The organism is Streptomyces sp. NPDC001709 (assembly GCF_053596375.1).
This window is the reverse complement of record NZ_JBSFGB010000004.1, coordinates 130,123-143,891: the sequence shown is the minus strand read 5'-3', so window position 1 is coordinate 143,891 and position 13,769 is coordinate 130,123. Positions and strand designations below refer to the sequence as shown.

Here is a 13,769-nt window from a genome sequence, read left to right as displayed (position 1 = left end):
TCCTCACAGGCGCTTGAGGACCGCCTGCTTGGCCAGCGTGAACTCCTCGTCGGTCAGCACCCCGTCGCGGTGCAGCCCGCCCAGCTCGCGCAGCCGGCGCAGCAGGGCGTCATGGTCGCTCTCGGCGGGCTCCGGTTCCTTGGTGAGCTGCGGCGGATCGTTCCGCACGCCCGTCTCCGCGGCCGGATGCGGCAGCCGCGCCTGTACGGCCGCGGCCACCAGGGCCATCAGCGGGTCCTTCTTGAAGCCCCACAGCTCGACCGCGTTCGGGTCGTACTTGGCCGGCGCCGTCACCGGGGCGCCGCGCACCAGGATGCGCAGATGGCCGTTCTCCAGCCCGGCCGCCGGCTGCCATTCCACGCCGGTGACGTCCGCGAGCGGGATCGTACGGGGACCGGTGGCGGACTTGGCGTCCTCGGTCTTCCAGTTCCACTCCAGCCGTAGCCGCTCCCCGTCGAAGCTCGCCGTGCCGTCCCCGGCCGAGGCGGACACCGGCAGCGCCGGGCCCGGCAGCAGGTACTCGGCGACCGGATCGGGGGAAACCCCGTCCAGCAGCAGTGCGTTGCGCACCTCGTCCGCGAAGTACTCGGCGACGCCGTACCGGTCGGACTCCACCGTCAGCTGGTACGGGTCGTTCGGCTCGGCGAGCCGGCCGCCGGTGGCCTGCGTCAGTGGGTCGGCCCCGTCCCGCAGCCGCAGCCTCAGCCGGCCCGACTTGCGCCCCTGCTCGAAGGAGACACCGGCCAACGCCCCCAGGGGTACAACGAGTTCGCCCAGCTCGCGGCGGAGCAGGCTCACGTTCTTGTCCCTGCCCGGGGTGAGCCGCAAGGCATCGCCGTCGAACGTCCAGGTGCCGTCCTTCTGGATGATTTCCGCCATGGAGGGATTGTTTCACCGGATCTGCGGGAGAGTGGTCTCGACCATGTCCGACCGTCACGAGGTGTGGCAGCCACCACATCCGACGGTCACCGACACCTGAAGGGAGCGCATGTGAGACGCAACCACAGCACGACTCCCCGAACTTCTCGCATCCTCGGGTCACTGCTGCTGCTGGCGGCGGCCGGGGTCTTCACCCTCGGGGCGGCCCCCGCGGCGCGGGCGGCCACCCCGACACCGCTGGACCGGGTGGTCCCGGCGCCCGCCTCGGTCAAGCCCGGCGGCACCCCGTACCGCATCACCCGGGCGACCGGCGTCCGCGTCGACGACTCCGCCGAGGTCCGCCGCATCGGCGCCTATCTCACCGGCATCCTGCGGCCCTCCACCGGCTACCCGCTGCCGGTCACCACCGGCCAGGGCGCCGACGGCATCCAACTCCACCTCGCCCAGGGCGACTTCGGTGCCGAGGGCTACCGGCTGCACAGCGACCCGGCCGGCGTCACCATCACCGCGAGCGCGCCCGCCGGCCTCTTCCACGGCGTCCAGACCCTCCGTCAGCTGCTCCCGGCTGCTGTCGAGAAGAAGACCGTGCAGAAGGGACCCTGGCAGATCGCCGGCGGCACCATCGAGGACCACCCCCGCTACTCCTACCGGGGCGCCATGCTGGACGTCTCCCGGCACTTCTTCACCGTCGCCCAGGTCAAGCGGTACATCGACCAGCTGGCCCTGTACAAGGTCAACGAGCTGCATCTGCACCTCAGCGACGACCAGGGCTGGCGCATCGCCATCGACTCCTGGCCGCGCCTGGCCACCTACGGCGGCTCCACCGAGGTGGGCGGCGGCAAGGGCGGCTACTACACCAAGGCCGACTACCGGGAGATCATCTCCTACGCCGCCTCCCGCTACCTGGAGGTCGTCCCCGAGATCGACATGCCCGGCCACACCAACGCGGCCCTCGCCTCCTACGCCGACCTCAACTGCGACGGCGTGGCACCCCCGCTGTACACCGGCACCGAGGTCGGCTTCAGCTCGCTGTGCGCGCCCAAGGAGGTCACGTACACCTTCGCCGACGACGTCGTCCGCGAACTTGCCGCCCTCACCCCCGGCCGCTATCTCCACATCGGCGGCGACGAGGCGCACTCCACCAGCCACGACGACTACGTGAAGTTCATGGACCGGGTACAGCCGATCGTCGCCAAGTACGGCAAGACGGTCATCGGCTGGCACCAGCTCACCGGCGCCCACCCGGCCAAGGGCGCCCTCGCCCAGTACTGGGGCCTGGACAGCACCAGCGCCACGGAGAAGGCCCAGGTCGCCAAGGCCGCCCAGAACGGCACCGGGCTGATCCTGTCCCCGGCCGACCGGATCTACCTCGACATGAAGTACACCAGCAGCACCAGGCTGGGCACGAAGTGGGCCGGTTACGTCGAGGTGCGGCGGTCGTACGACTGGAACCCCGGCGCCTACCTCCCGGGCGCCCCTGATGCGGCCATCAGGGGTGTGGAGGCCCCCCTGTGGTCGGAGACCCTGAAGACGTCCGACGACATCGAGTACATGGCGTTCCCGCGCCTGCCCGGCGCAGCCGAACTGGGCTGGTCCCCGGCGGCGACACACGACTGGAACACCTACAAGCTCCGCCTGGCCGCCCAGGCCCCCCGCTGGGACGCCCTCGGCATCACCTACTACCGCTCACCGCAGGTCCCCTGGCCGAAGAGCTGACCGCACACTGACGGGCACCCCGGAGGACCGTACTCCGGGGTGCCTGCCCGTCTCCCGTCCGTCATTGAGCCAAAGGCGGCGAGGCGGGAACTCCCCGGCCTGTTGGCGCGTTGCGGAGGACGACTTGATCGTCTGATGTGTCACACGACGGCGGTGCCGTCGTCGGGGGGAGTGCGCAAACCCATGGCCATGGTGGGGCTGTTCTGCATCGCCGGGAGCGACGTGTACGTGGGCGCGAAGCCGTCCGGTCTGGCGCCCGGGGTACGTCTGACCCTCGAGGGCGTGGTGGCCCTCGGTGACAGACAGTCCGGCCTCTACCCGTGGGAGGACGTGCACGCCCTGACGGTGGCGGACGTTCCCGTGAAGTCCCTGAAGCGGCAGGCCGGCGCGGTCAGGGACCTGGCTCTGGGCATGGTGCTGGACGTGGCCCTGTCCGGGGGCGTCGGCCTGACGGGCGAGGACCCGCCGATGATGACGGTGCGTGTCGAAACGGCCTACGGTGACCACGAGTTGTCGGCGTACGTCGCCGTGGCCGTCGGCTACTCCCGGACGGAGGCCGACCTCTCCCGCACCCTCCTGTCCCGCCTCACGGACGGCGCCGCGACGATGGCGACGACGCTGGCGGCGATGTCGGAGTGGGGCCGCGCGTGGGAAGGCGGGTCGCCTCGGAGGGCGGAGCGGGAGGGGCTGTTGCGGGAGTGGGTGGGCACGGCCATATGACGACGGGCACCCCGCAGGACCGTACTCCGGGGTGCCCGTCCGTCTGTGGGGCTGTGCTGGTCAGAACCTGGCGATGGGGTTCTCCAGGTTCCCGACCAGCTGGAGCGCGCCGGACGGATCCGTCAGGTCCACCATCTGCCGGTTGTCGCGCAGCTGGAGCCGGTTGAGGCAGGACAGGGCGAACTCGGGGGCGAACATGTCGTACTGCCGGAACCTTTCGGCGAGTTCGGGGTTCGCGTCCTGGTACTCGCGGGTGATCTCCGCGACCGTACGCCAGAAGGTGTCCTCCGCAAGGATTCCCTCGGCGGCGAGGTGCGCGGCGAGGAAGCGGAAGAAGCAGTCGAAGACGTCCGTGAAGATCGACAGGAGCCTCTGGTCCTCCGGGACGTCGGCACGGATGCGCGCGACCTCCGGGGGCAGGACCGCGTCCGGGTCCATCACCACGATCTCCTCGGCGATGTCCTTGTAGACCGCCCGCTGCACGGCCCCGTCCTTCAGCACCAGGATGACGTTCTCGCCGTGTGGCATGAAGGCGAGGTCGTAGGCGTAGAAGCTGTGCAGGAGGGGGGTGTAGTACGCCCGCAGGTAGCGGCGCAGCCACTCCGTGGGGGTGAGGCCCGAGCGTTCGACGAGTGCGCCCGCGAAGGAGGCGCCCTCGTCGTCCACGTGCAGCAGGGACGCCATGGTGGCGAGGGACTCGCCGTCCTGGAGTGTGGGTACCGGGCTCTCCCGCCACAGCGCGGCCAGCATCTTGCGGTACGGCGAGTAGCGGTCGGTGGCCTGCTCGTACTCCAGGTGCCGGTAGCCGACGGCCGCCCGCTCCCGGATGATCGTGAGGCCGGTCGACTTCAGCACCGGGTCGTTCTCGATCAGCTGGGCCAGCCAGTCGTTGATGGCCGGGGTGGCCTCCATGTAGGCGGCCGACAGCCCGCGCATGAAGCCCATGTTGAGGACCGAGAGGGCTGTTTTCACATAGTGCTTGTGCGGGTCGCTGGTGTTGAAGAAGGTCCGTATGGACTGCTGGGCCAGGTACTCGTCGTCGCCCTCGCCGAGGCAGACCAGGTGCCGACGGGCCACCTCGGCGGCGAAGGTGACGGAGAGCTTGTTCCACCACTGCCAGGGGTGGACCGGGATGAGGAGGTAGTCGGCGGGGTCCAGTCCCTGGGCGGTGAGCGTCGTGTGGAAGCGGTTCAGTGTCCGCTCGCCCAGCTCCTCCCGCACGAAGGACTCGTACTCGATGCCGGTGCCGGCCGTGAACGCCGCCCGCGAGCGGTGCGCGGCCAGCCACACCAGCCGGACGGGGCTCGCGGTCTCCGGGGCGTACGCGAGGTACTCGTGGATGCCGAAGCCGAGCCGTCCGTTGTTCGCCACGAAGCAGGGGTGGCCCTCGGTCATCCCGGTCTCGATCGCCTGGAAGCCGCTCGCCGCCAGCTCGGCGGAGGTCACCTTCGGCTTGGTGAGCTTGTAGCAGGTGCCGGAGAGGGTGGAGGAGATCTCCTCCAGATAGACCGGCAGGATCTCGTCGCTCAGGCCCAGGGAGTCCTTCAGCTCGATGAAGAAGTCCAGGGCGGCGAGCGGGAGTTCGGTGCCCTCGCGGTGCCGGGTGAGGGAGTCCGCGTCGATCTGCCAGTGGTCCAGGGCGCGGCGCACGGCGGAGAACCGGTATGTGGTGAGACCGTCGTCGCCGCGCACGACGTACCGCTCACCCTCCTGCTCCGGCGTGATCAGGCGCTCGTGCGCGAACTCGGCGAGCGCCTTGCGTATGAGCAGCCGGTTGGCGGTCGCCCAGCGCTCGGGGGACAGGTGCGCCACGGCGTCGGCGAGGCTCATGCGGCCACCCCCGTCGCGGCGGCGAACTGCTTGCGGGTGCAGAAACTCAGCAGCGCCTTCTTCTCCGGCTTCTGGATCTCCCGCTCGGCCACGAACCCGACGGCCTCGTTCAGGGCGTGCACGGCCGTGTTGGCCACGTCCGGCTCGACGACGACCCGCCGCACCACCGGATCCTCGAAGAGGCGGGCCATCACGGCGGTGATGACGGACCGGGTGAAGCCGTGCACGGGCGTGTCGGCCGCCGGAGTGAGGAAGTGCATGCCGATGTCGCCGGGCTGTGGCTCGTACAGGCCGACCAGCTCCCGGTGCGCGGGGTCGTACTGCTCCATGAGGAAGGCGGGCGCGCCGTCCCGCAGCCCGAGCAGCGCGTGCTGGTGGGGGTCGGCCGCGATCTCCATGTACGCGCGCTCGACGTCCTCCAGCCTGGCGTCCTGCATCATCCAGAAGGCGGCCTTGGGATGGGTGAGCCAGGAGTGCAGCAGCTCGGCGTCCTGCAACGGGTCGACGTCACGGAAGGCGAAGGTCATACGGAAAACTCCTGGAAGGCGATCGTCTTCTCGACCGGGTAGTACTCGGTGCCGAGCAGCTCGCGGATGATGGACGAGTTGCGGTACGCGCCCATGCCCAGGTCGGGGCTGGTGATGCTGTGGGTGTGGACGCCGGCGTTCTGCAGGAAGACGCCGCGGCCGGTGATGTCGATGGCGTAGTTGCGGGCGACGTCGAAGCGGCCGTGGCCGTCGAAGAGCAGGCGGTCGCGGACCGGGGCGAGGAAGGCCGGGGGCTCGTAGTGGTAGCCGGTGGCCAGCAGCAGGCCCTCCGTGCCGATCTCGAAGTCCTTGCCCTGCTCGTCCTGGCGGAAGCCGAGGGTGTACGTGCCGTCCGCGTAAGTGGCCCGCTCCAGCGTGGAGTTGGTGAGCAGGCGAGTGGGGACCGGGCGGTCGCCGCTCTCGACGTTCTTCTGGTAGAGCAGGTCGAAGATCGAGTCGATCAGATCCGAGTTGATGCCCTTGAACAGGCCCTTCTGCTGCTTCTCCAGCCGGTAGCGGGTCTCCTCGGGCAGTGCGCGGAAGTAGTCGATGTAGTCCGGGGAGGTCATCTCCAGGGTCAGCTTGGTGTACTCCAGCGGGAAGAACCGCGGGGAGCGGGTGACCCAGTTGAGCTGGTAGCCGTGGACGTCGATCTCGGCGAGCAGCTCGTGGTAGATCTCGGCCGCGCTCTGGCCGCTGCCGACGATCGTGATGGACTTCTTCGCCTGCAGCTCCGCCTTGCGGTGCATGTACTGGGAGTTGTGCACGAAGTCGCCGCCGAGTCCCTCGCAGGCCTCGGGGACGAACGGGACCGTGCCCGTGCCGAGGACCAGGCGCCGGCCGCGGAACGTCTCCCCGCGCTCGGTGCGGACGACGTACAGCTCGTCCTCGTACGTCACCTCGGTGACCGTCGTACCGAAGCGGACGCTGCTCAGTCTGCCCGCCGCCCAGCGGCAGTAGTCGTCGTACTCGACCCGCAGCGGATAGAAGTTCTCGCGGATGTAGAACGAATACAGTCTGCCTTTCTCCTTCAGGTAGTTGAGGAAGGAGTACGGCGAGGTCGGATCGGCGAGGGTGACCAGGTCCGACATGAACGGGGTCTGCAGATGGGCGCCGTCGAGGAACATGCCGGCGTGCCACTCGAAGTCCGGCTTGGAGTCGAGGAAAACGCCGTCCAGTTCCGCGATCGGTTCGGTGAGGCAGGCGAGGCCGAGGTTGAAGGGGCCGAGCCCGATCCCCACGAAGTCATAGGTGCGGGTGGCTTCAGGAAGCGCGGTCAAGGGACTCTCCCAGGTACTGCTCGGCGTGGCCGGCGATCAGGTCGAGGACGGCGGCGATGTCGGCCGCCCGTGTCTCGGGGTTGAGCAGGGTGAACTTCAGGTAGTGGCGGCCGCCGACCTTGGTGCCCGCGACCACGGCGTCACCCGAGGCGAACAGGGCCTTGCGGGCGTAGAGGTTGGCGCGGTCGATCTCGGCCGGGTCGGTGACGGCCGCCGGGATGTAGCGGAAGACCAGGGTGGACAGGGTGGGTTCGACGACGACGTCGAAGCGGGGGTCGGCGGCGAGCAGCTTCCAGCCCTCCGCCGCCAGGTCGCAGACCTCGTCGAAGAGCTGCCCGATGCCGTCGGCGCCCATCACCCGCAGCGTCATCCAGAGCTTGAGGGCGTCGAAGCGGCGGGTGGTCTGCAGGGACTTGTCGACCTGGTTGGGGATTCGTTCCAGCACCATGCGGCGGGGGTTGAGGTACTCCGCGTGGTAGGTGGCGTGGCGCAGGGTGGCCGCGTCCCGGACCAGCACGGCGGACGAACTCACCGGCTGGAAGAAGGACTTGTGGTAGTCGACCGTGACCGAGTCGGCGCGCTCGATGCCGTCGATCCGGTGCCGGTGCTTGAGGGAGGTGAGCAGGCCGCAGCCGTAGGCCGCGTCGACGTGCAGCCAGGTGCCGAACTGCTCGCACAGTTCGGCGATTTCGGGCAGCGGGTCGATGGAGCCGAAGTCGGTGGTGCCGGCGGTGGCCACGACCGCCATCGGTACCAGCCCGTCGCGCCGGCAGCGCTCCAGCTCGCGGGCGAGGGCGACGGTCTGCAGCCGCTTGTCGTGGTCGACGGGGAGGGAGACGACGCAGTCCGGGCCGAGCCCGAGCAGTTTCGCGGACTTCTTGACGCTGAAGTGGCTCACCTCGGAGGCGAAGATCCGCAGTTTCGCGAGCGAAGCCCCCGCTTCCCACCCGTCCCGCCCTGGCTTCGCCTCTTCCCTGGCCAGCAGCAGCGCCTGGAGGTTGGACTGGCTGCCGCCGGAGGTGAACACGCCGTCGGCGGCGGGCCCGAGGCCGATCCGGGCGGCCGTCCAGTCGATGAGCTTGCGCTCGATGAGGGTGCCGCCGGCCGACTGGTCCCAGGTGTCGAGGGAGGAGTTGACCGCGGAGAGCACGGCCTCGCCGAGCACCGCCGGGATGACGACCGGGCAGTTGAGGTGGGCGAGATAGCGGGGGTGGTGGAAGTAGACGGCGTCCCGGAGGTAGACGTCCTCCAGTTCGTCGAGCACCGCGGCGGTGTCGCCGAGCGGCCGGTCGAGGTCGATGGCGTCGATCAGGGGGGAGAGGGCGTCGACGGTGACGCCGGTGAACGGACGTTCGGTGGTGGCGAGTTTGGCCGCCACCCGCTCGACTCCTTCGGTCACGGAGCTGCGGTAGTGCTCCGCGGTGAGGCCATTGAGCAGGTGCGAGCGCATGTGGGGGTCCTCCGAGGGGACAGTCCGTGCGGGTTTCCAAGCGAGGTTTTCGCGCTTTCAACTTAGGTTAGCCTAACCTAAGTTTTCTGGATCAAGGCATGCCTCACCCGTGACCGGGGTCACGCCCAGGGGGTTACTCGGCGGCCCGCAGCTGTTCCTCGGTCATCCCCTGCCGCCAGTACCCGACGAAGGTCACCCGTCGCCGGTCGACCCCGCGCTCACCGACGAAGTACCGGCGCAGCGCCTTCACTTGGCCCGATTCGCCGGCGATCCACACGTACGCCCGCTCCGTGAGCGCGAGGCCGGCGGCCCGTACGGCGTCGACGGCCATGGGGGCGTCGTCGTGCCGGACGAGCCACGTGATCTCCGCGTCCGCCGACGTGCACACGTCCTGGATGTCCCCGGCGTGCGGCACCTCCAGCCAGGCGCGTACGCGGGTACCGGCGGGCAGGGACTCGAGGGTGGCGGTCGCGGCCGGTACGGCGGTCTCGTCGCCCCACAGGACGACGAGGTCGGTGTCCTCGGGCGGGCGGAAGCGGATGGCGCGGTTGTCGGCGATGGCAGGCCCGAGCAGCAGCACCCGGTCACCGGCGGCGGCCCGGGAGGCCCAGCGGGAGGCGGGGCCCGCCGGGGTGTGCAGGGCGAAGTCGATATCGATCTCGTCGGGGTTCCGGCGCAGGGACCGCAGGGTGTACGAGCGCATCACGGCCCGTACGTCATCGGGCAGTTCCCGCCAGGCCTGCGGCCATCCGTCCCCCAGCTCCAGGGGGACGACGGGCTCCGGCTGACCCGGGTGTGGCAGGAACAGGGAGAGGGACTGGTCCCGTCCCTCGGAGTGGAACGCGTGCAGATCGGCTCCGCCGAAGGTGACACGGACGAGCGACGGCCCCAGCCGCCGGGTCCGTACAACGTGCAGGGAGAAGAAACGGAACGGGGCGGCTACGGCCGTCGTCATCAGGGGCTCCTCAGCTAACCTTCTTGGCCTTCTCCAAGGCCTCGGCCAGGTTGTCCAGCAGCGGCACGCACTTGTCGTACGACAGAATCGGCTCCGGGGACCGGGCGATGACCTGCCCCGCCTTCACCGAGGGCAGCTTCTTCCAGGTCGGCTTGGTGATGTCCGCGGGCTGGACCGCCGACGAGCGGTCGTCCATCATGATGATGTCGGCCTTGTACTTGTCGACGTTCTCCCAGCTCAGCGACTCGAACCAGCCGCCGCCCTGCTTCTTGGCGCTCTCCGGCGGCTCGACGAAGTTCACGCCGAGGGCCTTGAAGTACTCCAGGTCGATGGAGAGGTTGGTGCCGGAGACGTAGAACAGCTGGTCGCTCGCGCTGCCGGCCATCACCTTGAGGTCCGGCTTGGCCTTGGCGGCGGCCCGCAGCCGGGCGGCCGCGGCCTCGAACCGCTTCTTCGCGCCCGTCACCTCGGCGGCCTTCATGTCCGCGCCCAGCGACTCGGCCAGGTCCCACATGCGCTGCAGCGGCTGGGTGAGCTGGCGGTCGTAGACGGAGATGCCGAGGCTGGGGGCCAGCTGGGCGATCTTCTTCTTGGACTCCTCGGGGACGTACCAGAGGGTGCCGGCGCCGTCGAACATCGTCGTGACGAGTACGTCGGGGGCGAGCGAGGCGTACTTCTCGATGTTGAACTGGCCCCAGGTGTTGCCGAGGACCGTCACCTTGCTGACGTCCATGTCGCCGGCCTGGACATCGGGCTTGCCGTCCTTGGTCGTCGTCGGGCCGAAGACACCCTTGACCTGGATGCCGTAGTCATGGAGCGCGGCGCCGACGCCGGTGAAGGCGACGATGTTCGCGGGGACCTTGCCGAGCTTCACGGTCGTGCCGCGGTCGTCCTTGAAGGACCAGGGCCCGGACTTGCCGCCCGCCGCGTCCTTGCCGGAGCCACCGTCTTTCCCCTTGCCTTCCCCGCAGGCGGCGAGCGCGGCACCGAGTCCGACGGCGCCGCCCACGGCGAGGAGGCCGCGGCGAGTGAGGTGGGTGGCACGGGCTTGGGGCATGGGTGCGACTGCTTTCGAACGGGGCGGAGCGCCCGCCGGACAAGGTCAAAGGTAGGTTAGCCTAACCTTGCTTAATGTCCAGTGGGTGGGGCCGGTACGGTCCGAGTCGTGAGTGAACGGACAACGCCCCTGCGCCTGCTGCCCGGTTGGACGGCGGGCATCGTCGGCCTGACCGGCCTTGCCGGCCTCGCGGTGACCCTGACGGCCTTTGTCGCCGCCCGGCCCGCCTTCGCGCACATGTGGCAAGGGGCGCAGCGGGCCCACCGGATGGAGGACTCCTACGCCCCCGACATCGCCCCCCTGTGGCGCGTCCTCCTCGGCGGGCTGCCGTTCCTGCTGCTCCTGCTGTGCCTCGGCTGCGGGGCACTGCAGATCGTCCACTGCGCCGCCGTCGACTCCCGGACCCGGCACCGTGCGCCGGCCGAAGGGCAGTTGGCGGGAGCCCTCCGCGCCCGGGTCCTCGCGGTGTACGTGCTGCGGGGCGTGCCCGTGTGGACGGCGCTGGTGAACGGCTTTCTGGCGGCGGAGTTCCTCACCACCACCGAGTTCACCGCCCCGGCACCACTGTGGCCGGGCGGCGGCACCTGGACCCTCGTCCGCTACGGAGCGCCTGGCACCGGCGTGCTCGTGGCCCTGCTCCTCCGCCTCGGCTGGACCCTGGCCCCGGCCGCAGCGGCGGCGGACCGGCTCGGCCCCCTCGCCGCGCTGCGCCGCTCCTGGACGCTGGTGTGGAGCAGGGCCGGGTGGCCACGGACCGTGGCCGCCGCGCTGCCCCTGGGCGTCCTCACCGTCGGGGTCTACGTGGTGGCGCAGTACGCCGCCCAGCCGCTACGGCCGGGGACCCGGTCCCTGGTCCTGACGTACGGCACGGACAACCCGTACACCGCGTACGCCGCGGGCGCCCTGGCCCCGGTCGCCGTAGCCGTGCTGCTCTCGGCCACGCTGACACTGCCGCTCGCCCACCGGGTCTTCGCCGCGCTGTACCGGCGGCTCTGACTCCCGGTCCGGGAGTCGCGCCCCGTGCGGGCCACGCATGCCGCTGTCGAACAGCGGTGTCAGAACTTGTAGTTGGTGATGACGGCGTTCCCGAAGACGTCGTAGACGGAGGCGTAGCCCTGCTTCGAGTCCTTCCAGGAGGCGAAGGCCTTGACGATCGCGGCGGCGGTGGCCTGGGCGTCCTTCACCGGGGCCTTCCCGCCGTTGATGTCGGTGGAGATGTAGGCATTGCCCGTCTGCGCGTTCCACTCGCCGATGATGCGATCCACGCGGGGGGAGGCCGCCTTCTGCTGTGCGGTCCCGTGCTCCTTGACCCAGGCCCGGAAGTCCTCGGCGTTCTTCTTCGACTGCGCCTTGTCCGTGTCGGTCGGCAGCTTCTCCACGACCCCGATCTTGTCCGGTTGCGCGGATTCCTTGGTGGAGCAGGCGGCCGTTCCGGCGGCCAGGGCGGCGCCGAGCGCGAGAACGGCGGCGATGCGGGGGGTGCGCTTCACGGGAGTCTCCATCGGATACGTTGGTCAGACGTGCGTGCCACGGTACCGGCACCCTGATTGCGGGGGTGCCGGTACCGTCGCGGGACAGGTCAGAACTTGATGGCGTCAGCCCTGTCGTTCCAGCTGCCGCCGTAGGTGTAGTCGATGTTCTTGAAGTTGGAATAGAGGCTGTAGCCCGCCCCGAGGAAAAGATGCGGATCCGGCATGCCCGTGCGGAAGTCGTACAGTTCGACACCGCGCTGCGGCCGGTTGACGAATGCGGAGCTGGCCTTGTCGCGGAACGAGGGCGAGTACTGGTCGAGGTGGCGGGTCTTGGCCTCGGGATAGGTCGGCCACTGCAGACGCCGGCCGGCGTAGTTGGCGTCCTGCCACAGGCACACGTAGGAGTCGGGGCAGGCCGAGTATCCCTGGGCCGTCACCGCCTGCCTGGCCTGCTTCGGGCTCGTCAGGGCCCGCTTCGCGCCGGCCCTGGCCTGGGCCGTGGGCGCGTGGGCCGCGAGGAACTTGTTGGATTCGGCGTCGTTGTCGAAGCACCTCATCGTGCCGTCCTCGGACACCTCGACGCAGACGTTCGCGCCCTTCCAGTCGGACGCCGGGTCGATCTTCTCGCCCTCGTAGTACATGTCCACCTTGTCGGTGGAGCCCGGCGCCGTGTGAACCGACGCTTCCTGCTCGGGAGTGAGAACACCCGTCACGATGTCGGAACCCGGGCCGGGATCCTCCGCGGCAAGCGACGGAGCAGCGGTCAGGCCGGTCAGTGTCAGAGAACCGACGGCCGCAATGGTCAGCATGGTGCGTATGCGCACAGTACCCCCTTGTTTCTTTTGCGCACAGCGGGAATGAGAGCGCGTCAAAGCGTCCGGACGGCGGATGGAATTCCTGCGACGTCCGGATCGGATCGTGGCGGAGTCGATCAGTGAGGACGGCGCCGTACTGAAGGCGCGTGCCGCCTGAATGAAATGCCGCTCAAGACGAGTCTCCCCCCGTTTCCCCTCCGATCCTGCCTATGGCCGTGGTCAACGGGCCGCTCTGCGCAAGTGATCGGAATCGGGTCAGAATCTAACACGGAGGTAAAGCGCATGCAATCGAAGTTCAATGTCGCCGGCCCGCGCGCCGGGCCGGACGACGTCAGCACACCAGCCCCAACTCCCTGGCGATCACCATCCGCTGGACCTCGCTCGCGCCCTCACCGGTACAGCTTGGCCAGGGCCGTCAGGGCTGGGCTTCGGCGGCCGTCCTGCTCGCGAGCAGCAGCGCCAGGGGACCGCCCTGCAAGGATGTGCGTTCCTCCGGGTCCTGTGGGTCACCTGGGTAAGGGACTGAGCCCGTTTCACCGTTTGACCGCACGGTCATGAAGTACGAGGGCGTTGCCAGGAAGCGGCCCGAGGCGGTGCCGTTGTCGCCGACGGTCAGCCGGACCGTGCCCCATCCGAGAGGGGACACGATCACTCCGCCGGGCTTGACCTGCTCCACCCATGCATACGGCAGGCGGGCAAAACCACAGGTGGCGATCAACCGGTCGTATGGGGCACCTGCGGAGTGCCCGGCGCGGCCATCTCCGGTGAGGACGGTAGGCGTGTAGCCACAGGCTCGCAGCTGCTCCTCGGCGAGCTTCGTCAACTCCGGGTCCACCTCGATCGTGGTCACGCTGGCGGATCCGAGTCGAGCGGCGAGAAGCGCCGCGTTGTAGCCCGTCCCGGTGGCGACCTCAAGGATGCTCGCGCCGTCGGTGACGTCCAGGGCGTGAAGCATGGCGAGCATCAGTCCAGGGGCGGTAGAGGATGAGGTGGCAGTGCCCTCAGTCCGGCGTGGTGTGAACGAGCCCGGCCCCGCAGGGGGACTTTCGGGTGGTGCCAGCCCCGCCC

The 13,769-nt window shown here is 69.5% G+C and carries 13 protein-coding genes; 3 read left to right on the top strand and 10 right to left on the bottom strand.

Annotated elements, in window-relative coordinates; genetic code table 11:
* Positions 1 to 3 precede the first annotated feature (3 nt).
* Entirely contained in the window at positions 4 to 879 is an 876-nt protein-coding gene (locus ACWC0C_RS07790; RefSeq protein WP_450862442.1) for a DUF4429 domain-containing protein, read from the bottom strand.
* Between the two features lie 111 nt (positions 880 to 990).
* Between ACWC0C_RS07790 and ACWC0C_RS07785 the strand changes: the two genes are divergently transcribed.
* Both ACWC0C_RS07785 and ACWC0C_RS07780 read left to right on the top strand, forming a co-directional pair.
* Positions 991 to 2,595 (top strand): beta-N-acetylhexosaminidase, encoded by a 1,605-nt coding sequence (locus ACWC0C_RS07785; RefSeq protein ID WP_450862440.1) that lies wholly within the window; start codon positions 991 to 993, stop codon positions 2,593 to 2,595.
* 183 nt (positions 2,596 to 2,778) lie between these two features.
* Positions 2,779 to 3,315, top strand: coding sequence for a hypothetical protein (locus ACWC0C_RS07780; protein ID WP_450862438.1), 537 nt, complete (start codon positions 2,779 to 2,781; stop codon positions 3,313 to 3,315).
* A gap of 60 nt (positions 3,316 to 3,375) precedes the next feature.
* On the opposite strand, the gene ACWC0C_RS07775 is transcribed toward ACWC0C_RS07780, so the two are convergent.
* The 6 genes from ACWC0C_RS07775 to ACWC0C_RS07750 form a co-directional block, all read right to left on the bottom strand.
* A complete protein-coding gene (locus tag ACWC0C_RS07775) occupies positions 3,376 to 5,145 on the bottom strand; it encodes an IucA/IucC family protein (RefSeq protein WP_450862437.1) in 1,770 nt (589 codons plus the stop codon).
* Positions 5,142 to 5,672 (bottom strand): GNAT family N-acetyltransferase, encoded by a 531-nt coding sequence (locus ACWC0C_RS07770; protein WP_450862435.1) that lies wholly within the window; start codon positions 5,670 to 5,672, stop codon positions 5,142 to 5,144. Before ACWC0C_RS07770 ends, ACWC0C_RS07775 begins: the two co-directional genes overlap by 4 nt.
* Entirely contained in the window at positions 5,669 to 6,952 is a 1,284-nt protein-coding gene (locus ACWC0C_RS07765) for a lysine N(6)-hydroxylase/L-ornithine N(5)-oxygenase family protein (protein WP_450862433.1), read from the bottom strand. Before ACWC0C_RS07765 ends, ACWC0C_RS07770 begins: the two co-directional genes overlap by 4 nt.
* Positions 6,936 to 8,402 carry a lysine decarboxylase DesA gene (gene desA / locus ACWC0C_RS07760; protein ID WP_450862431.1) on the bottom strand — a complete coding sequence of 489 codons (1,467 nt, stop codon included), beginning with the start codon at positions 8,400 to 8,402 and terminating at the stop codon, positions 6,936 to 6,938. Before desA ends, ACWC0C_RS07765 begins: the two co-directional genes overlap by 17 nt.
* Positions 8,403 to 8,535: 133 nt before the next feature.
* Entirely contained in the window at positions 8,536 to 9,357 is an 822-nt protein-coding gene (locus tag ACWC0C_RS07755; protein WP_450862430.1) for a siderophore-interacting protein, read from the bottom strand.
* Positions 9,358 to 9,367: 10 nt separating this feature from the next.
* On the bottom strand, positions 9,368 to 10,414 hold the full coding sequence (locus ACWC0C_RS07750) for an ABC transporter substrate-binding protein (RefSeq protein ID WP_450862428.1): 1,047 nt from the start codon (positions 10,412 to 10,414) through the stop codon (positions 9,368 to 9,370).
* A gap of 108 nt (positions 10,415 to 10,522) precedes the next feature.
* On the opposite strand from ACWC0C_RS07750, the gene ACWC0C_RS07745 reads away from it, so the two are divergent.
* Entirely contained in the window at positions 10,523 to 11,410 is an 888-nt protein-coding gene (locus tag ACWC0C_RS07745) for a hypothetical protein (protein ID WP_450862426.1), read from the top strand.
* Between the two features lie 59 nt (positions 11,411 to 11,469).
* Here the strand turns inward: ACWC0C_RS07745 and ACWC0C_RS07740 are convergent, their stop codons facing one another.
* The 3 genes from ACWC0C_RS07740 to ACWC0C_RS07730 all read right to left on the bottom strand — a co-directional run bounded on the left by ACWC0C_RS07740 (position 11,470) and on the right by ACWC0C_RS07730 (position 13,761).
* Positions 11,470 to 11,904, bottom strand: coding sequence for a hypothetical protein (locus ACWC0C_RS07740; protein WP_450862424.1), 435 nt, complete (start codon positions 11,902 to 11,904; stop codon positions 11,470 to 11,472).
* An 89-nt stretch (positions 11,905 to 11,993) separates the two neighbouring features.
* A complete protein-coding gene (locus ACWC0C_RS07735; protein ID WP_450862423.1) occupies positions 11,994 to 12,710 on the bottom strand; it encodes a peptidase inhibitor family I36 protein in 717 nt (238 codons plus the stop codon).
* A gap of 406 nt (positions 12,711 to 13,116) precedes the next feature.
* Positions 13,117 to 13,761: a methyltransferase domain-containing protein gene (locus ACWC0C_RS07730; RefSeq protein ID WP_450862717.1), complete on the bottom strand. Its 645-nt coding sequence runs from the start codon at positions 13,759 to 13,761 to the stop codon at positions 13,117 to 13,119.
* Positions 13,762 to 13,769: the final 8 nt, after the last annotated feature.

What these genes read in the sequence shown, in the direction of transcription:
- ACWC0C_RS07780 (WP_450862438.1), top strand. Translation starts at nt 2,779, where the DNA reads ATGGCCATGGTGGGGCTGTTCTGCATCGCCGGGAGCGACGTGTACGTG.
- ACWC0C_RS07750 (WP_450862428.1), bottom strand. Translation starts at nt 10,414, where the DNA reads ATGCCCCAAGCCCGTGCCACCCACCTCACTCGCCGCGGCCTCCTCGCC.
- ACWC0C_RS07775 (WP_450862437.1), bottom strand. Translation starts at nt 5,145, where the DNA reads ATGAGCCTCGCCGACGCCGTGGCGCACCTGTCCCCCGAGCGCTGGGCG.
- ACWC0C_RS07770 (WP_450862435.1), bottom strand. Translation starts at nt 5,672, where the DNA reads ATGACCTTCGCCTTCCGTGACGTCGACCCGTTGCAGGACGCCGAGCTG.
- ACWC0C_RS07790 (WP_450862442.1), bottom strand. Translation starts at nt 879, where the DNA reads ATGGCGGAAATCATCCAGAAGGACGGCACCTGGACGTTCGACGGCGAT.
- ACWC0C_RS07755 (WP_450862430.1), bottom strand. Translation starts at nt 9,357, where the DNA reads ATGACGACGGCCGTAGCCGCCCCGTTCCGTTTCTTCTCCCTGCACGTT.
- desA (WP_450862431.1), bottom strand. Translation starts at nt 8,402, where the DNA reads ATGCGCTCGCACCTGCTCAATGGCCTCACCGCGGAGCACTACCGCAGC.